This window comes from Pseudomonas sp. NFACC41-3, from assembly GCF_900109505.1.
Lineage (GTDB): Bacteria > Pseudomonadota > Gammaproteobacteria > Pseudomonadales > Pseudomonadaceae > Aquipseudomonas > Aquipseudomonas chlororaphis.
The window spans coordinates 464,413-483,433 of record NZ_FOAE01000001.1; the positions used below are offsets into that span (position 1 = coordinate 464,413).

Annotated in this window: 17 protein-coding genes; 1 reads left to right on the top strand and 16 read right to left on the bottom strand. The window is 63.2% G+C overall.

Translation table 11 applies throughout. The annotated features are described in order from the left end of the window. Window positions 1-6: 6 nt before the first annotated feature. From BMY68_RS02110 to ccoN (BMY68_RS02170), 13 genes are all read right to left on the bottom strand, one after another. A complete protein-coding gene (locus BMY68_RS02110) occupies window positions 7-2,457 on the bottom strand; it encodes a heavy metal translocating P-type ATPase (RefSeq protein ID WP_085530289.1) in 2,451 nt (816 codons plus the stop codon). Window positions 2,458-2,544: 87 nt separating this feature from the next. Next, window positions 2,545-3,084, bottom strand: coding sequence for a FixH family protein (locus BMY68_RS02115; protein ID WP_085530290.1), 540 nt, complete (start codon window positions 3,082-3,084; stop codon window positions 2,545-2,547). A gap of 11 nt (window positions 3,085-3,095) precedes the next feature. Beyond that, entirely contained in the window at window positions 3,096-4,511 is a 1,416-nt protein-coding gene (gene ccoG, locus BMY68_RS02120; RefSeq protein WP_037004574.1) for a cytochrome c oxidase accessory protein CcoG, read from the bottom strand. 205 nt (window positions 4,512-4,716) lie between these two features. Then, window positions 4,717-5,127: a type II toxin-antitoxin system VapC family toxin gene (locus BMY68_RS02125; protein WP_085530291.1), complete on the bottom strand. Its 411-nt coding sequence runs from the start codon at window positions 5,125-5,127 to the stop codon at window positions 4,717-4,719. Further along, entirely contained in the window at window positions 5,127-5,381 is a 255-nt protein-coding gene (locus BMY68_RS02130) for a type II toxin-antitoxin system Phd/YefM family antitoxin (RefSeq protein ID WP_007922405.1), read from the bottom strand. Before BMY68_RS02130 ends, BMY68_RS02125 begins: the two co-directional genes overlap by 1 nt. A 165-nt stretch (window positions 5,382-5,546) precedes the next feature. Further along, window positions 5,547-6,524, bottom strand: coding sequence for a cytochrome-c oxidase, cbb3-type subunit III (ccoP, locus tag BMY68_RS02135; RefSeq protein WP_062823108.1), 978 nt, complete (start codon window positions 6,522-6,524; stop codon window positions 5,547-5,549). Continuing rightward, window positions 6,521-6,706, bottom strand: a complete 186-nt coding sequence (locus BMY68_RS02140; protein ID WP_003175465.1) for a CcoQ/FixQ family Cbb3-type cytochrome c oxidase assembly chaperone — start codon at window positions 6,704-6,706, stop codon at window positions 6,521-6,523. Before BMY68_RS02140 ends, ccoP (BMY68_RS02135) begins: the two co-directional genes overlap by 4 nt. Window positions 6,707-6,711: 5 nt before the next feature. Then, window positions 6,712-7,320: a cytochrome-c oxidase, cbb3-type subunit II gene (ccoO, locus tag BMY68_RS02145; RefSeq protein WP_009042961.1), complete on the bottom strand. Its 609-nt coding sequence runs from the start codon at window positions 7,318-7,320 to the stop codon at window positions 6,712-6,714. Next, complete coding sequence (gene ccoN / locus BMY68_RS02150) at window positions 7,320-8,762, bottom strand: cytochrome-c oxidase, cbb3-type subunit I (protein ID WP_009042962.1); 1,443 nt, start codon at window positions 8,760-8,762, stop codon at window positions 7,320-7,322. The genes ccoO (BMY68_RS02145) and ccoN (BMY68_RS02150) overlap by 1 nt, the downstream gene beginning before the upstream one ends. A gap of 477 nt (window positions 8,763-9,239) precedes the next feature. Further along, window positions 9,240-10,193, bottom strand: a complete 954-nt coding sequence (gene ccoP, locus BMY68_RS02155) for a cytochrome-c oxidase, cbb3-type subunit III (protein WP_085530292.1) — start codon at window positions 10,191-10,193, stop codon at window positions 9,240-9,242. Next, complete coding sequence (locus BMY68_RS02160; protein ID WP_007921351.1) at window positions 10,190-10,414, bottom strand: cbb3-type cytochrome oxidase subunit 3; 225 nt, start codon at window positions 10,412-10,414, stop codon at window positions 10,190-10,192. Before BMY68_RS02160 ends, ccoP (BMY68_RS02155) begins: the two co-directional genes overlap by 4 nt. A gap of 3 nt (window positions 10,415-10,417) precedes the next feature. After that, window positions 10,418-11,026, bottom strand: coding sequence for a cytochrome-c oxidase, cbb3-type subunit II (ccoO, locus tag BMY68_RS02165; protein WP_062823107.1), 609 nt, complete (start codon window positions 11,024-11,026; stop codon window positions 10,418-10,420). Between the two features lie 10 nt (window positions 11,027-11,036). Further along, window positions 11,037-12,461, bottom strand: a complete 1,425-nt coding sequence (gene ccoN / locus BMY68_RS02170; protein WP_009042964.1) for a cytochrome-c oxidase, cbb3-type subunit I — start codon at window positions 12,459-12,461, stop codon at window positions 11,037-11,039. Between the two features lie 99 nt (window positions 12,462-12,560). On the opposite strand from ccoN (BMY68_RS02170), the gene BMY68_RS02175 reads away from it, so the two are divergent. Continuing rightward, window positions 12,561-13,259 carry an alpha/beta family hydrolase gene (locus BMY68_RS02175; RefSeq protein WP_085530293.1) on the top strand — a complete coding sequence of 233 codons (699 nt, stop codon included), beginning with the start codon at window positions 12,561-12,563 and terminating at the stop codon, window positions 13,257-13,259. Between the two features lie 194 nt (window positions 13,260-13,453). Here the strand turns inward: BMY68_RS02175 and BMY68_RS02180 are convergent, their stop codons facing one another. The 3 genes from BMY68_RS02180 to acnA all read right to left on the bottom strand — a co-directional run bounded on the left by BMY68_RS02180 (window position 13,454) and on the right by acnA (window position 18,887). Next, on the bottom strand, window positions 13,454-15,019 hold the full coding sequence (locus tag BMY68_RS02180) for a methyl-accepting chemotaxis protein (protein ID WP_009042966.1): 1,566 nt from the start codon (window positions 15,017-15,019) through the stop codon (window positions 13,454-13,456). Window positions 15,020-15,190: 171 nt separating this feature from the next. Continuing rightward, window positions 15,191-15,982, bottom strand: a complete 792-nt coding sequence (locus BMY68_RS02185) for a CPBP family intramembrane glutamic endopeptidase (protein WP_062823105.1) — start codon at window positions 15,980-15,982, stop codon at window positions 15,191-15,193. A 163-nt stretch (window positions 15,983-16,145) separates the two neighbouring features. Next, entirely contained in the window at window positions 16,146-18,887 is a 2,742-nt protein-coding gene (gene acnA / locus BMY68_RS02190; RefSeq protein WP_085530294.1) for an aconitate hydratase AcnA, read from the bottom strand. Between the last annotated feature and the right edge of the window lie 134 nt (window positions 18,888-19,021).

The following is a 19,021-nucleotide window of genomic DNA, read 5'->3' on the forward strand; positions in this document are numbered from 1 at the left end:
CGCGGCTCAGGCCGGCAGCGGGCGGGTTTGGGTCGTGGCCTCGGCCTGGGGCTGGCCCGGCAGGCGAGTCAGGCGCAGGGCATTGAGCACCACGGTCAACGAACTGATGGACATGCCGATGGCGGCCCATACCGGAGTGATCCAGCCGAGGGCGGCGAACGGCAGCATGAGGCCATTGTACAGCCCGGCCCACAGCAGGTTCTCGATGATTATCCGGCGTGTGCGGCGGGCCAGGCCGAAGGCCTGCACCAGCGCATCCAGGCGGTTGGACAGCAGCACCGCATCGGCGCTGGTCTTGGCCAGGTCGGTGGCCGAGCCCATGGCCACGCTGATATCGGCGGCGGCCAGCACCGGCACATCGTTGACCCCGTCGCCGAGCATCAGCACTTTGCGACCCTGGCGATGCAGTTGCTGCAGCACCTGCAGCTTGTCGTCCGGGCGCAGGCCGCCGCGGGCTTCGTCGATGCCCAGTTCGGCGGCGACGCTGGCGACCATCGGCGAGCTGTCGCCCGAGAGCAGCAGGGTGTTCCAGCCGCGCGCCTTGCAGGCGGCCAGCAGCGCCGGAGCATCGCTGCGCAGGCGATCGTCGAGGACCAGCCAGGCCAGCGGCCCTTGGCTATCGCCCAGCAGCAGCCATTGGCCGGCTTCGTCCGGCATCGCCGGGACCGCACAGGCGCTGAGCTCGCAGACGAAGGCGGGCTGGCCGATGCGCAGGCGTTGTTCACCCACCCGCCCTTCCAGGCCCAGCCCGGGCATGCTCAGCACTTCTTCCGCGGCCAGCGGCGCACGGCCGAAGGCCCGGGCAATCGGGTGTTCGGAGCGGTTTTCCAGGGCAGCGGCCAGGCCCAGGCACTGCTGGCTGTCGAGGTCGCCCACAGGACGAATCGAGCGCAAGGCCAGGCGCCCCTCGGTGAGGGTGCCGGTCTTGTCGAAAATCACCGTATCAATCTGGTTCAGACCTTCGAGTACATGGCCGCGGGTCAGCAGCAGGCCGAGTTTGTGCAGGGTGCCGGTGGCGGCGGTCAGCGCGGTCGGGGTGGCCAGGGACAGCGCGCAGGGGCAGGTGGCGACCAGCATGGCCAGGACGATCCAGAAGGCCCGGGAGGCGTCCAGCTGCCACCAGAGCAGGCCAATGGCGGCCGCGGCGATCAGGGAGAACAGCAGGAACCATTGGGCGGCGCGGTCGGCGATTTCCGCCAGGCGCGGTTTTTCCGCCTGGGCCCGGTCCAGCAGGCGGACGATGGCTGACAGGCGCGTGTCCTGCCCCAGGGCCAGGACTTCCACGGTCAGCGCGCCCTCGACATTGAGGGTGCCGGCGGTGACTGCATCGCCGATGCTGCGCGGTTGCGGCAGGTATTCACCGGTGAGCAGGGATTCGTCGATGCTCGACTGGCCATCGAGGATCTTGCCGTCGGCCGGCAGGATGGCGCCGGGATGCACCAGCACCTTGTCCCCCAAGCGCAGTTCGCTGAGCAGGATGCGTTCGCTCTGGCCATCGGCGCCCAGGCGCAGGCACGAGGCCGGCAGCAGGTTCACCAGTTGCGCGGTGGCGGCGGCGGTGCGCTCGCGGGCACGGCGTTCCAGGTAGCGCCCGGCCAGCAGGAACAGGGCGAACATGCCCACGGCATCGAAGTACAGCTCGCCGACGCCAGTGATCGAGGTCCAGATCCCGGCGATGTAGGCGGCGCCAATTGCCAGCGACACGGAAACGTCCATGGTCAGGTGGCGGGTGCGCAGGTCGCGCAGGGCACCCTTGAAAAACGGCGCGCAGCTGTAGAACACGATCGGCGTGGTGAGAAACAGCGCGACCCAGCGCAGGATGGTGTGCAGCTCGGGGCTCAGGTCGATATTGAATTCAGGCCAGGTGGCCATGGTCGCCATCATCGCCTGGAACCACAGCAGCCCGGCCACGCCCAGCTGGCGCAGGGCCAGGCGGTTTTCACTGGCCAGTTGCTCGGAAGCACGGTCGGCCTGATAGGGGTGCGCGGCGTAGCCGATCAGGCGCAACTCGCTGAGCACCTGGCTCAGTGGCAACTGGCTGTCGGCCCAGCGCACATGCAGGCGATGGTTGGACAGGTTCAGCCGCGCCTCGGCCACCGCCGGCAGGCTGCGCAGGTGTTTCTCGATCAGCCAGCCACAGGCGGCGCAGCTGATGCCTTCCATCAGCAGGGTGGTTTCGGCCAGCTCGCCCTCATGCCGGACGAAGGGTTGCTGCACGTCCGCCCGGTCGTACAGCGCCAGTTCGTCCACCAGTTGCACCGGCAGCGCCTCCGGGTTGGCCGAGGCTTCGCTGCGATGGCTGTAGTAGCTTTCCAGGCCGCCGGCGACTATGGCTTCGGCCACCGCCTGGCAGCCCGGGCAGCAGAACTCGCGGGGAGCGCCGAGCACGACGGCGGTGAAGCGGCTGCCGGCGGGGACGGGCAGGGCGCAGTGGTAGCAGGGCAGTGGCGTGGTCATCGCGGGTCTTTGTTCCAGGGGCGGACCTCATCGCCGGCAGGCCGCTGCCTGGGAAGCAGCAGCCTGCCGGCGATGTTCGGAGGGCGCTTACTTGTCCAGGTGTTCCGCGCCTTGCAGCGGTTCATCACCCAGCAGCAGGTCCTTGTCGTGGCTGACCTGTTCCTCTTCGAACAGGCGCCAGGTCTTGTCGCCTTCGACACCCAGCAGTTCGACAAACCGGCGGCCATCGACCTTGTCGCTCAACTGGCCAATGTAGCGGCCCTGTTCGGTTTCGCTGCGGGCGAGGGTGATCTTGCGGTCTTTTTCCGGCTGGGTCGGCGAGATCAGGTTCAGCTCCAGAGTGGCGGGCGCGCTGTTGCCGCTCAGGCGCAGGTCGACTTCGCCGGTAAGGTCATCCAGGTGCACGCTGGCGCGCAGTTGCAGGGTCTGGGCCAGCAGCTCGCGGTCCAGGGAGCGGTTGATGCCTTTGCCGGCCTCGTAGTAGTTGTCGTTGACCAGGTTGTCCGGGTTGTTCACCGCGATGGTCACCATGGACAGGGTCAAGGTCACCGAGCAGGCCAGGATACCGATGATGATCCAGGGCCAGAGGTGCTTGTACCAGGGGCTTGTGGCGGTCGCTGCGGGCATGATGACTTCTCTTAACGAATTTGTGGGCCGATGAACCGGCTCTTGGCTTCAACGTGGACGCTTTCGTCGTCGGCGTCCTTGAGGATGAACTTCACCTCGTTGGTGCTCGACGGCAGTTGCTCCGGCGAACTCGACAGTTCGACCGGCATGCTGACGATATCGCCGGCTGCCACCTTGATCTCGCGTCGGCCTTGCAGTTTGAGGTCCGGCAGGCCGGCGGCGTCCAGGACGTAGGTATGGTCGCGCTGGTCCTTGTTCATGATCTTCAGGCTGTAGACGTTTTCGATCCGGCCTTCGGCGTTCTCGCGATAGAGCACGCGGTCCTTGCTGACATCGAAGCCCACCAGCGAGCGCATGAAGAAAGCCGTGACCAGCAGGCTGATCATCGCCAGCAGCACCAGCGCATAACCGATCAGGCGTGGACGCAGTTTATGGGTTTTCTGCCCGGACAGGTTGTGCTCGGTGGTGTAGCTGATCAGGCCGCGCGGGTAGTCCATCTTGTCCATGATGTTGTCGCAGGCATCGATACAGGCGGCGCAGCCGATGCATTCGATCTGCAGGCCGTCACGGATGTCGATGCCGGTCGGACAGACCTGCACGCACATGGTGCAGTCGATGCAGTCGCCCAGGCCCATGGCCTTGTAGTCGACACCTTTCTTGCGCGGGCCGCGACCTTCGCCGCGACGCGGGTCGTAGGAGACGATCAGGGTGTCCTTGTCGAACATCACGCTCTGGAAGCGGGCGTACGGGCACATGTAGATGCACACCTGTTCGCGCAGCCAGCCGGCGTTGCCATAGGTGGCGAGGGTGAAGAAACCGACCCAGAAATACGACCAGCCATCGGCCTGGCCGGTGAAGAAGTCGATGACCAGCTCGCGGATCGGCGAGAAGTAACCGACGAAGGTCATGCCGGTGACGAAGCCGATCAGCAGCCAGAGGCTGTGCTTGCTGAACTTGCGCAGCAATTTGTTGGCGCTCATCGGCGCCTTGTCGAGCTTGATGCGCTGGTTGCGGTCGCCTTCGGTGACCTTCTCGCACCACATGAAGATCCAGGTCCAGACGCTTTGCGGGCAGGTATAGCCGCACCAGACGCGCCCGGCATACACGGTGATGAAGAACAGGCCGAAGGCGGCGATGATCAAAAGCCCCGACAGCAGGATGAAATCCTGGGGCCAGAAGGTGGCGCCGAAGATGAAGAACTTGCGCTCCGGCAGGTTCCACCAGACGGCCTGGTGGCCGCCCCAGTTGAGCCAAACCGTACCGAAATACAGCAGGAACAGGGCCGCCCCGCCCACCATCCGCAAGTTGCGGAAGAGGCCGGTGAAAGCGCGTGTGTAGATTTTTTCCCGAGAGGCGTAGAGGTCTACGCTGTTGTTCGAATTCTTGGCAGGAGGGGTGACGTCATGTACCGGAATCTGGTTGCTCATCATTGCATCCCACGGCAGTGGAGAAATGCCCCGGTCAGTACGTGCCGACCGCGATCAAATAGGGGTGTTGCAGTGGCGCAATGATACGCCTGTCGCTCTAGCTCAAGGGTGCGACCTTTGGTCGCGTTGGGGGAAATCAATTGATGGTGTAATGACTTGAATCAATTGACTTGTGAATTATGGACGCTTTTCGCCGCGACCGCGTTCAATCGTTCCACGGGTTGAGCAGCTGCACACCGCTGGACTGGAAGTCGGCGATGTTGCGGGTAACGACTGTCAGCCCATGTTCCAGGGCGGTCGCCGCAATCAGGGCATCGCATTCATTACTGTGATCAGGAGCGTGCAATCGGGCGCAGCGCATTGCGACAGCAGGGTCAATGGCCAGTATTCGTCCGTCGAAAGCAGGCATCACGTGCAGTTCCAGCCAGGCACGCAGCAGCGCCCCTTGGGTGCGGTCGCGGCGTTCCAACCGCAGGATGCCGGTTTCCAGTTCCAATAACGTAATGACTGACAAAAACAGGCTGGTTGGCGCCACGGTCTGAGCCCAGGCCACTACCTTGCGATCAGCGTTGGGCTTACGTAATTCGGACACGACGTTGGTATCGAGCAAAAACATCAGGACAGATCGATCTCGCGAGGAATGATGGTTGCGCGCTCTGTTTCGAAATCGATTTCAGGCGCTTCAGGCATGACCAGCATGTCGACGATGCTGGTGTTCAGGCCGCTCAGTTTTTCGTAGTCCTCAATGCTTAGCAGCACATGGGCGGGCCTGCCACGGTCGGTGATGATGACCGGGCCGTTTCTTGAGGCTTTTTTGGCACCACTTGTGTCCTGATTGAATTCGCGACTGGAGATGGTGGTGGTAGGCATCGTCATACCCTCGACAAAAATTTCATGTAGCAACGTTACTACTCTTGGCGGTGAGGCGGCAATCTCAAGCGGGGGCAGAGCGACGGACGTGAGGGGAGAGGAAAATAAAAAGGCCCCGCCAATGGACATTGGCGGGGCCTTTTCTGTTACCCGAAGGTGTCTGCCTTACTCGGCGTCCGCCGGCTTGTCACTGTGGGACAGGCTGTAGACGTAAGCGGCCAGCAGGTGAACCTTGTCGTTGCCTTGCAGCTGTTCCTGGGCAGGCATCTGGCCCTGGCGGCCGTAACGGATGGTCTGCTGCAGTTGGGCGAAGCTCGAGCCGTAGATGAACGCGCCCGGGTGGGTCAGGTCAGGCGCGCCCATGGCTGGGGTACCTTTACCGGCCGGACCGTGGCACGCCACGCAGTTGGCGGCGAAGATCTTCTGGCCGTTGGCCGGGTCGGCCTTGGCGCTTTCCGGCAGCTTGCGGCCATCGAGGTTAGTCAGCACATAGGCGGCCACATCGCTGACGCCTTGCTCGCCGATGACTTCGGCCCAGGCCGGCATCACCGCGTGACGACCGCCCATGATGGTGGTCTTGATGGTTTCCGGCTCGCCGCCCCAGCGCCAGTCGGCGTCGGTCAGGTTGGGGAAGCCATAGGCGCCCTTGGCGTCGGAACCGTGGCAGACCGAGCAGTTGGAGGCGAACAGGCGGCCACCCATCTTCAAGGCTTGCGGATCCTTGGCGACTTCTTCGATCGGCATGGAGGCGAACTTGGCGAAGATCGGACCGAACTTGGCGTCCGACTTGGCCATTTCCTTTTCCCACTCGTGCACGCCGGTCCAGCCGGTCTGGCCGTTGGCGAAGGGGGTCTGCTTTTCGGTGTCCAGGTAGTTGTAGCCTGGCAGCAGGCCTTTCCAGTTGCCCAGGCCCGGGTAGAGCACCAGGTAACCCAGGGCGAAGACGATGGTGCCGACGAACAACATGAACCACCATTTCGGCAGCGGGTTGTCGTACTCCTCGATCCCGTCGAAGGCGTGGCCGACCGTCTCGTCGGTCTGCTCGGCGCGCTGGCCCTTGCGGGTCGACAGCAGCAGCCAGGTCAGGGCGAAAATGGTACCCAGACTGAGGACTGTGACGTACAGACTCCAGAACGTAGTCATTCTTTGTTACTCCTAGAAGCTTGCTCGACGTGCTTGATGGCTTCGGGATCATCCGCGAACGGCAGCAAGGTCGCGTCTTCGAACTCGGACTTGCGCTTGGGGCTGAACACCCACAGCGCCAGGCCGATGAAGGCCACCATCACCACTACGGTGCCCAGGCCACGAATCATCCCGATATCCATCTAAATCACCGTTTGCTTTTGATGATGGTGCCCAGGCCTTGCAGATAGGCCACCAGCGCGTCCATTTCGGTTTTGCCCTTCACGGCATCCTTGGCACCGGCGATGTCTTCGTCGGTGTAAGGGACGCCGAGCGTGCGCAAGACTTCCATTTTTTTCGCGGTGTCTTTACCGTCGAGCTTGTTTTCTACGAGGAACGGGTAAGCCGGCATTTTCGACTCGGGTACAACGTTGCGCGGGTTGTACAAGTGCGCACGCTGCCAGTCATCGGAGTAACGACCACCGACGCGGGCCAGGTCCGGACCGGTACGCTTGGAACCCCACAGGAACGGGTGGTCCCAGACGCTTTCACCGGCGACCGAGTAGTGGCCGTAGCGTTCGGTTTCGGCACGGAACGGACGGATCATCTGCGAGTGGCAGCCGACACAGCCGTTGGCGATATAGACGTCGCGGCCTTCCAGTTCCAGGGCGGTGCGCGGCTTCATGCCTTCCACCGGCTTGTTGGTGACGTCCTGGAAGAACAGCGGGACGATCTGGGTCAGGCCGCCGATGCTGACGGCGATGACCATGAAGAAGGCCAGCAGGCCGATATTCTTCTCTACTGCTTCATGCTTCATCAGTGAGCTCCAACTACAGCGATCTGAGCGGCGGCTTCAGCTTCAGCCGGGTTCGAGGCGCGAACGGTGCGGAACACGTTGTACGCCATGAACAGCATGCCGGCGGCAAAGAACGCACCGCCCAGGGCGCGCACGATGAAACCAGGGTGGCTGGCCTGCAGGGCTTCGACGAAGGAGTAGGTGAGGGTGCCGTCATCGTTGATTGCACGCCACATCAGACCCTGGGTGATGCCGTTGACCCACATCGAGGCGATGTAGAGCACGGTACCGATGGTTGCCAGCCAGAAGTGGGTGTTGATCAGGCCGATGCTGTGCATCTGCTGGCGACCGAAGACTTTCGGGATCATGTGGTACAGGGCGCCGATCGAGATCATCGCTACCCAGCCCAGGGCGCCGGCGTGTACGTGGCCGATGGTCCAGTCGGTGTAGTGCGACAGCGAGTTGACGGTCTTGATCGCCATCATCGGACCTTCGAAGGTCGACATGCCGTAGAACGCCAGGGACACTACCAGGAACCGCAGGATCGGGTCGGTGCGCAGCTTATGCCAGGCGCCCGAGAGGGTCATCATGCCGTTGATCATGCCGCCCCAGCTTGGCGCCAGCAGGATGATCGACATGGCCATGCCCAGGGACTGCGCCCAGTCCGGCAGCGCGGTGTAGTGCAGGTGGTGCGGACCGGCCCAGATGTACAGGGTGATCAGCGCCCAGAAGTGCACGATGGACAGGCGATAGGAGTAGATCGGACGCTCGGCCTGTTTCGGCACGAAGTAGTACATCATCCCCAGGAAGCCGGTGGTCAGGAAGAAGCCCACCGCGTTGTGGCCGTACCACCACTGGATCATGGCGTCGGTCGCACCCGAGTAGGCCGAGTAGGACTTGAAGAAACTGACCGGCAGGGAAGCGTGGTTGACGATGTGCAGCATCGCGGTGACCACGATGAAGGCACCGTAGAACCAGTTACCCACATAGATGTGCTTGGTCTTGCGCTTGACGATGGTGCCGAAGAACACCAGACCGTAGGTGACCCAGACGATGGCCAGCAGAATAGCCAGGGGCCATTCCAGTTCCGCGTATTCCTTGGTGGTGGTGTAACCCAGCGGCAAGGTAACGATCGCGCCGACGATCACGGCTTGCCAACCCCAGAAGGTGAAGGCCGCCAGGCTGTCGGAAATCAGTCGCGTTTGGCAGGTTCGCTGCACGACGTAGTAAGAAGTGGCAAACAATGCACATCCACCGAAGGCGAAAATCACCAGGTTGGTGTGCAGCGGGCGCAGGCGTCCAAAGGTCGTCCATGGCAGACCGAAGTTCAACTCCGGCCAGACCAGTTGCGAGGCGATGAAGACACCGAGCCCCATGCCAAGGATCCCCCAGACCACCGTCATGATGGCGAACTGGCGGACTACCTTATAGTTATAAGCAGTCGGACTGATTGCTGTGCTCATTCTAAGGTTCCACGGTTTGGGTGTTTTATTAGGAGTAAAAATCGGCCGCAAGTATGGAGAAAGCAGGGGGTCATTGCAACGCGCCATGACCTGGGTCAATGCTTTCAAAAGCTGATTCTGCGGCCTTTCCATGCGCGGAGTAAGGACAAAATCGGCCCAGGACAAAATGTCGCAGCGGATGAAAAAGGCGAGGGGTACAGGTCAGTTGTAACCGGGTGTGTGGAAAGCCATTCAACGAGCGACAGACGGTAAGTGGCACGACAGCCGGTATACACCAGCCTTTGCGGCCTGTCCTCGAACGACGGCTTCGAATGGAACGGCTACTTCTGGTCTGTGACCGGCCATTGCCAGTCCACTGCGAAGCAGCTTAGACCTGAATCCGGAGAGTGGAAAGGCAGAGGGTAGAGAGGGTGCGACACTTGGTCGCGCAGAGGCAGGGAACTGCCGCATCGAGCGATGCGGCAGTGGGTGGAGCGGCTATTGCTCGCTTGGGGTTTCAGTCTGCGGCTGGCTGGCCGCGTTGTGGGACAGGCTGTAGACGTAGGCCGCGAGCAGCTGCACCTTGTCGTTGCCCAGCAGTTCGCTCTGCGCCGGCATGTGGCCCTGGCGACCGTGGCGAATGGTCTGTTGCAGCTGGGTCAGGCTGGTGCCGTAGATGAAGCCCGCCGGTTGCGTCAGGTTCGGCGCGCCCATGATTTCCGTGCCCTGGCCGTTGGCGCCGTGACAGGCGACGCAGGTGGTGCTGAACGCCTGCTTGCCGGCGACCAGGTCGGCGCTGCTGTCGGCGGGCAACGGCAGGCCGGCGAGTTCGTGACGCACATAGGCCGCGACGTTCTTCACCCCGTCCTCGCCCAGCACTTCGCCCCAGGCCGGCATGGCCGCCATGCGACCGCCCATGATGGTGGCCTTGATGGTGTCGGCGTTGCCGCCCCAGCGCCAGTTGTTGTCGGCCAGGTTAGGGAAGCCGAAGGCGCCCTTGGCATCCGAGCCGTGGCACACCGAGCAGTTGGAAGCGAACAGGCGTCCGCCCATTTTCAGCGCCTGCGGATCCTTGGCCACTTCTTCCACGGGCATGGCGGCGAACTTGGCGAAGATCGGGCCGAACTTGGCGTCTGCCTTGTTCATTTCCTTTTCCCATTCCTTGGTCTGGGTCCAGCCGTCCTCGTAGCCCGGCAGGATGCCTTTCCAGTTGCCCAGGCCCGGGTAGAGGATCAGGTAGCCGACGGAAAACACCAGGGTGCCGGCGAACAGTAGGAACCACCATTGCGGCAGGGGGTTGTCGTACTCCTCGATGCCATCGAACGCGTGCCCCATGGTCTGGTCGACGCTGCCCTTGGTCTCGCCCTTGCGCGTGCCGATCAACAGCCAGGTCAGGCCGATCAGGCTGCCTATGGTCAGTACGCAGATGTACGTACTCCAGAAGGTGGTCATGGCCGAATGCTCCTTGTCGCGTGCTCTTCGGATTGAGCGTCATCAGATGGATTGCCGTGTACTTGCGGCGAAGGTTCGTCGGCGAAGGGCAGCAGGCGCGCCTGGGCGAACTCCGGGTTGCGCTTGGCGTTGAAGACCCAGATCGACAGGCCGATGAAGGCAATCATCACCACCAGCGTGCCGAGCCCGCGGATCATGCCGCTATCGAGTTCAAGAACCATGGCTCACCTCTTGCTCTTGATCGCAGTGCCAAGCACTTGCAGGTAGGCGACCAGGGCGTCCATCTCGGTCTTGCCCTTGAGGGAGGCGACGGCACCGGCGATATCGTCGTCGTTGTACGGCACGCCGAGGGTGCGCATGGCGCGCAGCTTGGTCTCGGTGTGGCTGCTGTCGACCGGCTGGGTGACCAGCCATGGGTAGGCCGGCATCTTCGACTCGGGCACCACGTTGCGCGGGTTGTACAGGTGCGCGCGGTGCCAGTCGTCGGAGTAGCGGGCGCCGACCCGGGCCAGGTCCGGACCGGTACGCTTGGAGCCCCACAGGAACGGATGATCCCAGACGCTTTCGCCGGCGACCGAGTAGTGGCCGTAGCGTTCGGTCTCGGCGCGGAACGGGCGGATCATCTGCGAGTGGCAACCGACGCAGCCTTCGCGGATGTAGATATCGCGGCCTTCCAGCTGCAGGGCGGTGTAGGGCTTCATGCCTTCCACCGGCTTGTTGGTGACGTCCTGGAAGAACAGCGGGACGATCTGGGTCAGACCGCCGATGCTCACGGCAAATACCATCAGCAGCATCAGCAGGCCGACGTTTTTCTCGATGACTTCGTGTTTCATGGCGGACTCCTCAGGCCATCTGCGCAGCGGCGGTGATTTCGGCAGGCTGGGCCGCGCGCACGGTGCGCCAGGTGTTGTAGGCCATCAGCAACATGCCGAAGAGGAAGATCGCGCCACCGACCAGCCGCACGATGAAGCCTGGGTGGCTGGCCACCAGGGTTTCGACGAAGGAGTAGGTCAGCGTCCCGTCTTCGTTGACGGCGCGCCACATCAGGCCCTGGGCGATGCCGTTGACCCACATCGAGGCGATGTAGAGCACGGTGCCGATGGTGGCGAGCCAGAAGTGCGCATTGATCAGGCCGATGCTGTGCATCTGCTGGCGACCGAAGACTTTCGGGATCATGTGGTACAGGGCGCCGATGGAAATCATCGCCACCCAGCCCAGGGCGCCGGCGTGGACGTGGCCGATGGTCCAGTCGGTGTAGTGGGAGAGGGCGTTGACGGTCTTGATCGCCATCATCGGACCTTCGAAGGTCGACATGCCGTAGAACGCCAGGGACACCACCAGGAACCGCAGGATCGGGTCGCTGCGCAACTTATGCCAGGCCCCCGACAGAGTCATCATGCCGTTGATCATGCCGCCCCAGCTTGGTGCCAGGAGGATCAGCGACATCACCATGCCCAGGGACTGCGCCCAGTCCGGCAGCGCGGTGTAGTGCAGGTGGTGCGGGCCGGCCCAGATGTACAGGGTGATCAGCGCCCAGAAGTGCACGATGGACAGGCGATAGGAATACACCGGACGTTCGGCCTGCTTGGGCACGAAGTAGTACATCATCCCCAGGAAGCCCGCAGTCAGGAAGAAGCCCACCGCGTTGTGGCCGTACCACCATTGCACCATGGCGTCGGTCGCACCGGCATACACCGAGTAGGACTTGGTCAGGCTGACGGGCAGTTCCAGGTTGTTGACGATGTGCAGGATGGCCACGGTGATGATGAAGCCGCCGAAGAACCAGTTGCCGACGTAGATGTGCTTGGTGTTGCGCTTCATCACCGTGCCGAAGAACACGATGGCGTACGCCACCCAGACGATGGTGATGAGGATGTCGATCGGCCATTCCAGCTCGGCGTATTCCTTGGAGCTGGTGTAGCCCAGCGGCAGGCTGATGGCCGCCAGGAGGATTACCAGCTGCCAGCCCCAGAAGCAGAACGCGGCGATTTTCGGCGCGAACAGCTGGGTCTGGCAGGTGCGTTGCACCGAGTAGAAGGAGCTGGCGAACAGTGCGCAGCCACCGAAGGCGAAGATCACCGCGTTGGTGTGCAATGGGCGCAGGCGACCGAAACTGGTCCAGGGCAGGTTGAAGTTGAGTTCGGGCCAGACCAACTGGGCAGCGAGAAAAACCCCGAGCCCCATGCCGACGATGCCCCACACCACCGTCATAATGGCGAATTGGCGGACCACCTTGTAGTTGTAGGCGGTACTGATAGAAGTGTTCATGGTTCCCCATCCACGGTTCAGCTGAAGTGAAAGCGACTGCGCACGGCAAGGCGCGCTCACTTCTTCTGGAGTTATAGGCAGACTAAAAGCGAGGTAAGCATGGGCAAACGGCAAGGGGCTGTTATTGACGGGGATCAATGGGCGCAGTGCGTGCGGGAACGGGGCTGGCTCTGGGATGTCGCGCAGCAGTCGCTGGCCGGCGAACCGCTGACCCTGATCCTGGCCCATGGCGCTGGCGCGCCGATGGACAGCGCTTTCATGAACGATATGGCCGCACGCCTTGCGGCGCATGGGGTCAACGTCCTGCGCTTCGAGTTTCCCTATATGGCCCAGCGTCGCCTCGATGGTGGCAAACGGCCGCCTAACCCGGCGCCGAAGCTGCTGGAGTGCTGGCGCGGGGTGTATGCCCAGGTGCGACCTCATGTCGCTGGGCGGTTGGCCATCGGCGGCAAGTCCATGGGCGGGCGCATGGCCAGTTTGCTCGCCGACGAGCTGGGCGCCGATGCGCTGGTGTGCCTGGGGTATCCGTTTTATGCCGCCGGCAAGCCGGAGAAACCGCGGGTCGCCCACCTGGCCGAATTGCGCACCACGACCCTGATCGTCCAGGGCGAGCGCGACGCCCTCGGTAACCGGGCGGCGGTCGAAGCCTATGCGCTGGCGCCGGCTATCGAGCTGTTCTGGCTGGCGGCGGCCGACCATGACCTGAAACCGCTCAAGGTCTCAGGCTTCACCCATGAGCAGCACCTGGAAGCGGCGGCGCAGAAAGTTGCCGAGGTCTTGCGCCAGTTGAATGGCTGAACGCGTTTTCACTGCAGGAGCGAAGCTTGCTCGCGATGCGGCCTGGCAGTCGCCATCGTTGTCGCCTTGAAAAACAATCGCGAGCAATCGAGCGTCGACCGGCTGCTCCTACAGAAAATGCACGCGTGGTGCTTGAAAACAGGCAATAAAAAACCCGGAAGGCGAACCTTCCGGGTTTTTTGTCTGGTTTCGGCTTAGCGGTTAAAGCGTTCGACCAACGAGTACTGCGTATTGGCGGTGCGGGTCAGCTCTTCGCTGAGTTGCGCCGAATGCTGCGCCTGTTCCGAGGTCTGGTCGGCCAGTTGGGCGATGGTGCTGATGTTGCGGCTGATCTCCTCGGCCACGGCGCTTTGCTCTTCGGTGGCGGCGGCGATCTGGGTGGTCATGTCGGTGATGTTGGCCACCGCTTCGCTGATGCCCACCAGCGCCTGGTCGGCTTCCAGTACCCGGGCCACGCCTTCCTCGGCCTGACGGTGTCCGGCGTCCATGGTCTGCACCGCCGTGCTGGCGGTTTGCTGGAGCTTGGCGATCAGGGTGTGGATCTGCCCGGTGGATTCGCTGGTACGTTGCGCCAGTTGGCGAACCTCGTCGGCCACCACCGCGAAGCCGCGGCCCATTTCCCCGGCACGCGCCGCTTCGATGGCCGCGTTCAACGCCAGCAGGTTGGTCTGGTCGGCGATGCCCTTGATCACATCGACCACGCCACCGATTTCGTCGCTGTCCTTGGCCAGCTGGGTCACGGTCAGGCCGGTTTCGCCCACCACCACCGACAGGCGCTGGATCGCTTCGCGGGTTTCCCCGGCGATGTCGCGCCCGCGCCCGGTGAGGCGGTTGGCTTCCTGGGTAGCGTCGGCGGTGCGCTGCACGTGGCTGGCCACTTCCTGGGTGGTGGCGGCCATTTGGTTGACCGCGGTGGCCACCTGTTCGGTTTCCACGCGCTGGCGTTCCAGGCCGCTGGAGCTGTTGTGCGCCAGGGTGTCGGACTGCCGCGCCTGCTCGTTGAGGTGCTCGGCGGTGTCCTGCAGGCGGGTCAGGCAGGTTTTCAGGCGGGCTTCCTGGCTGAGGATCGACATCTCCAGGCGCGCCTGGGCGCCACGGCTGTCGGTGTACATCTGGGCGATCAACGGGTCGGAGGTGGTCTGTTCGGCCAGGCGCAGCAAACGCTTGAGGCCGCGCTGTTGCCAGCTCAGCCCGAGCAGGCCGAGCGGCACGCAAAGGCCGGCGGCGAGGGCAAAGCCCCAGGAAGAGTTGAGCCAGGCGCCAATCAGGAAGCTCAGCTGGCTGATCAGGATGAATGGCAGCCAGTCCTGAAGTATCGGCAGCCATTTGTCGCGTTTCGGAATGGCCGACTTGCCCTGGTTGATGCGTTGGTAAAGCGCTTCGGCGCGGCGGATCTGCTCGGCGGTGGGCTTGACCCGCACCGACTCGTAGCCGACCACTTGCTGGCCTTCGAAGACCGGTGTCACGTAGGCGTTGACCCAGTAGTGGTCACCGGTCTTGCAGCGATTCTTGACAATGCCCATCCATGGCAAGCCTTGTTTCAGGGTGGCCCACATATGCGCGAACACCGCGGCCGGGACGTCGGGGTGACGGACCAGGTTGTGCGGTGCGCGGACCAGTTCCTCACGAGAAAACCCGCTGATTTCAACGAAGGCATCGTTGCAGTAGGTGATCACGCCTTTGGCATCGGTGGTGGAGATCAACCGTTGCTGAGCTGGAAAGGTACGTTCGCGCTGGGTGACGGGCTGGTTGTTACGCATGGTTTTTCAATCCGCAAGGCTTTGGTAGGTTGTCGGCGGCCTTCGCCAATTGTTGAAGTTTTTTTCAGTAATTTGAGAAGTGCCTCATTGACAGAGGCCTGATTCTGCAAGGAGGGGCGAGGGGAAGCGGCGAAGCCGAGGCCCGTCCAGGGAACCCCGGCTTGGCCAGGGTCAACCCGCGAGCATCGGGTAGGTGAACAGCCCGAAGTGCAGCAGGTTCAAGCCGAAATGGGTGGCCACCGCGGCGCCCAGGCCGCCAAAGCGGTAGGCCAGGCCGTAGCCGACCCCGGCGATGCTCGCCAGCAGCCACCATTGCCAGCCGGCGCCCACATGCACCAGGCCGAACAGCAGGGCCGCGCACATCAGCGCCAGGTTTTCACCATAGGGCAGGTGCTTGAAGCGACGGCTCAGGCCGCCCTGGATGTAGCCACGGAACAGCGCTTCTTCCACCAGGGTGACCAGCAGCAGGTTGTTCAGCACCCACAGCCAGGCCTGGTCCGGCCATTTCGGCGCCCAACTGATGATGCCCAGCAACACTGCGCCGCCCAGGGCCGCCAGGGCGGTCAGGGTCAAGGCCAGGGCGGTGGTGTAGAGGGACAGGCGCAGCGAGCGGCGCCCGATGATCCAGGGGCAGACCAGCAACAGCCAGAAGCCGATCAGCGGCTTGTCCTGGTTCAGGTACATGGAAAACGGTACGGCATCGGCGGTGAAGCGTTGCGGGCCGATCGCCCGGCCATTGTAGAAACCGGGCAGCCAGTGCATGGCCAGCGCCAGGGCCAGCACCACGAACAGGCCGTGTCCCAGGTAGCGCGCGTAAGGGCTCTTCTGCTGGCGCACGGCAAAGCCCGCGCACAGCAGCAAGGCGACGGAAACTGCCGCCAGCAGGCCCAGTTGGCCGTAGCTCAGGGCCAGGGCGTAACCAATGGAGAGAAGTGCCAGGTACATCCATGGCAGAACAGTCATGTGAAATCCTTGTTGCGAAGAATGGAATCAGCCGCTCGCGCAATCTGCGCCGGGGCGGTTACTGGATAGAACGAGCGGGCGGCCAGTATAACGAGGCGCGGGCGATGAATAAGTGAAACAAAAAAACACCGCCCGTAGGCGGTGTTGGTGTTGCGGCATGGCGTTACGCGGCGATCAGTTGCCGCAGGACATAGTGCAGGATCCCGCCGGACTTGAAGTATTCCACTTCGTTCAGGGTGTCGATGCGGCACAGCACCTCGACCTTTTCCTGGCTGCCATCCTCGCGGGTGATCACCAGGGTCAGGTTCATCCGCGGCGTCAGCTCGACGCCGGTCAGACCCTGGATATCCAGGGTTTCCTTGCCGGTGAGGTTCAGGCTCTTGCGGTTCTGATCGAGCTTGAACTGCAGCGGCAGCACGCCCATGCCCACCAGGTTGGAGCGGTGGATGCGCTCGAAGCTCTCGGCGATCACCGCCTTGACCCCCAGCAGGTTGGTGCCCTTGGCGGCCCAGTCGCGGCTGGAGCCGGTGCCGTATTCCTGGCCGGCGATCACCACCAGCGGCGTACCCGATTGCTGGTACAGCATGGCCGCGTCATAGATCGCCAGTTTCTCGCCGGTGGGGATGTAGATCGTGTTGCCGCCTTCTTCGCCGCCGAGCATTTCGTTGCGGATGCGGATGTTGGCGAAGGTGCCGCGCATCATCACCTGGTGGTTGCCGCGACGCGAGCCGTAGGAGTTGAAGTCCCGCGGCTCCACGCCCTGCTCGCGCAGGTAGCGGCCGGCCGGGCTGTCGGCCTTGATGTTGCCGGCCGGGGAAATGTGGTCGGTGGTCACCGAGTCGCCCAGCAGCGCCAGGACCCGCGCGCCCTCGATATCCTTGATCACCGGCAGCGGGCCGGCGATGTCGTCGAAGAAGGGTGGATGCTGGATATAGGTGGAATCCGCCTGCCACACGTAGGTCGCGGCCTGCGGTACTTCGATGGCTTGCCATTGGGCGTCGCCGGCGAACACCTCGGCGTATTCCTTGTGGAACATCCGGGTGTTGACCTGGGTGACGGCCTCGGCAATTTCCTGGCTGCTCGGCCAGATGTCGCGCAGGTAGACCGGCTTGCCATCCTTGCCTTCGCCCAGCGGTTCGCTGCTGATATCGATGCGCACGCTGCCGGCCAGGGCATAGGCCACCACCAGTGGCGGGGAGGCCAGCCAGTTGGTTTTCACCAGCGGGTGCACCCGGCCTTCGAAGTTGCGGTTGCCGGACAGCACCGAGGCGACGGTCAGGTCGGCTTTCTGGATGGCTTTCTCGATCGGCTCCGGCAAGGGGCCGGAGTTGCCGATGCAGGTGGTGCAGCCATAACCCACCAGGTCGAAGCCCAGGGCGTCGAGGTATTGGGTCAACCCGGCGGCCTTGTAGTAGTCGGTGACCACTTTCGAACCCGGGGCCAGCGAACTCTTCACCCAGGGCTTGCGCTTGAGACCTTTTTCCACAGCCTTTTTCGCCACCAGGCCGGCGGCCATCATCACGCTGGGGTTAGAGGTGTTGGTACAGGAGGTAATGGCGGCGATCACCACCGCACCGTTTTTTAGGCGGTAGGTCTGGCCGTTATGGGCGTAATCGACTTCGCCTATCAGGTCGGCGCTGCCCACGGCCACGCCGCCACCGCCTTCGCTTTCCAGGCGGCCTTCTTCCTTGCTGGTGGGCTTGAACTGCAGATCGAGAAAGTCGGTGAAGGCCTGGCCAACGTTGGGCAGGGAGACTCGGTCCTGCGGCCGCTTCGGCCCGGCCAGGCTGGCTTCCACCGTGCCCATGTCCAGCGCCAGGCTGTCGGTGAATACCGGCTCCTTGCCCGGCAGGCGCCACAGGCCCTGGGTCTTGCTGTAGGCCTCCACCAGTTTCACCACGGCGTCCGGGCGGCCGGACAGGCGCAGGTATTCCAGGGTGACGTCATCCACCGGGAAGAAGCCGCAGGTGGCGCCGTATTCCGGGGCCATGTTGGCGATGGTGGCGCGGTCGGCCAGCGGCAAGTCGGCCAGGCCGTCGCCATAGAACTCGACGAATTTGCCGACCACGCCTTTCTTGCGCAGCATCTGGGTGACGGTCAGCACCAGGTCGGTGGCGGTGATGCCTTCCTTGAGCTTGCCGGTCAGTTTGAAACCTATGACTTCCGGGATCAGCATCGACACCGGCTGGCCGAGCATCGCCGCCTCGGCCTCGATGCCGCCCACGCCCCAGCCGAGTACGCCGAGGCCGTTGATCATGGTGGTGTGGGAGTCGGTGCCGACCAGGGTGTCGGGGAAGGCGTAGGTGCGGCCGTCTTCGTCCTTGGTCCAGACCGTGCGGCCCAGGTATTCCAGGTTGACCTGGTGGCAGATGCCGGTGCCCGGTGGCACCACGCTGAAGTTGTCGAAGGCGCTCTGGCCCCAGCGCAGGAAGGCATAACGCTCGCCGTTGCGCTGCATTTCAATGTCGACGTTCTGTTCGAAGGCGGTGTTGCTGCCGAACTTGTCGACCATCACCGAGTGGTCGATCACCAGGTCCACCGGCGACAGCGGGTTGATGCGCTGCGGGTCGCCGCCGGCCTTGGCCATGGCCGCGCGCATGGCCGCCAAGTCGACCACCGCCGGCACGCCGGTGAAGTCCTGCATCAGCACCCGCGCCGGGCGGTACTGGATCTCGCGATCGGAGCGGCGCTCCTTGAGCCAGGCGGCTAGAGCCTTGAGGTCGGCGCCGGTGACGGTCTTTTCGTCTTCCCAGCGCAGCAGGTTTTCCAGCAGGACTTTCAACGACATCGGCAGTTTGTCGAGATCGCCAAGGCTCTTGGCGGCTTCCGGCAGGCTGAAGTAGTGGTAGGTCTTGTCGTCGATTTTTAATGTTTTAAGGGTTTTCAGGCTATCGAGGGACGGCATTGAATCACTCCTTTTGGTCCGCACGGCTACGGACCTGACGGGACGGGCAGAGCTCTTAACCTAGCCCTGTTTTCAGTAGCTGGCTAATAACTGGACTCTATGGACAAGTCCAAGGTTCCGAACTCGGCTATCAT

Bases quoted from the DNA above. Each gene is read 5' to 3' on its own strand.
- BMY68_RS02110 (WP_085530289.1), bottom strand. From the start codon at position 2,457: ATGACCACGCCACTGCCCTGCTACCACTGCGCCCTGCCCGTCCCCGCC.
- BMY68_RS02115 (WP_085530290.1), bottom strand. From the start codon at position 3,084: ATGCCCGCAGCGACCGCCACAAGCCCCTGGTACAAGCACCTCTGGCCC.
- ccoG (WP_037004574.1), bottom strand. From the start codon at position 4,511: ATGAGCAACCAGATTCCGGTACATGACGTCACCCCTCCTGCCAAGAAT.
- BMY68_RS02125 (WP_085530291.1), bottom strand. From the start codon at position 5,127: ATGTTTTTGCTCGATACCAACGTCGTGTCCGAATTACGTAAGCCCAAC.
- BMY68_RS02130 (WP_007922405.1), bottom strand. From the start codon at position 5,381: ATGCCTACCACCACCATCTCCAGTCGCGAATTCAATCAGGACACAAGT.
- ccoP (WP_062823108.1), bottom strand. From the start codon at position 6,524: ATGACTACGTTCTGGAGTCTGTACGTCACAGTCCTCAGTCTGGGTACC.
- BMY68_RS02140 (WP_003175465.1), bottom strand. From the start codon at position 6,706: ATGGATATCGGGATGATTCGTGGCCTGGGCACCGTAGTGGTGATGGTG.
- ccoO (WP_009042961.1), bottom strand. From the start codon at position 7,320: ATGAAGCATGAAGCAGTAGAGAAGAATATCGGCCTGCTGGCCTTCTTC.
- ccoN (WP_009042962.1), bottom strand. From the start codon at position 8,762: ATGAGCACAGCAATCAGTCCGACTGCTTATAACTATAAGGTAGTCCGC.
- ccoP (WP_085530292.1), bottom strand. From the start codon at position 10,193: ATGACCACCTTCTGGAGTACGTACATCTGCGTACTGACCATAGGCAGC.
- BMY68_RS02160 (WP_007921351.1), bottom strand. From the start codon at position 10,414: ATGGTTCTTGAACTCGATAGCGGCATGATCCGCGGGCTCGGCACGCTG.
- ccoO (WP_062823107.1), bottom strand. From the start codon at position 11,026: ATGAAACACGAAGTCATCGAGAAAAACGTCGGCCTGCTGATGCTGCTG.
- ccoN (WP_009042964.1), bottom strand. From the start codon at position 12,461: ATGAACACTTCTATCAGTACCGCCTACAACTACAAGGTGGTCCGCCAA.
- BMY68_RS02175 (WP_085530293.1), top strand. From the start codon at position 12,561: ATGGGCAAACGGCAAGGGGCTGTTATTGACGGGGATCAATGGGCGCAG.
- BMY68_RS02180 (WP_009042966.1), bottom strand. From the start codon at position 15,019: ATGCGTAACAACCAGCCCGTCACCCAGCGCGAACGTACCTTTCCAGCT.
- BMY68_RS02185 (WP_062823105.1), bottom strand. From the start codon at position 15,982: ATGACTGTTCTGCCATGGATGTACCTGGCACTTCTCTCCATTGGTTAC.
- acnA (WP_085530294.1), bottom strand. From the start codon at position 18,887: ATGCCGTCCCTCGATAGCCTGAAAACCCTTAAAACATTAAAAATCGAC.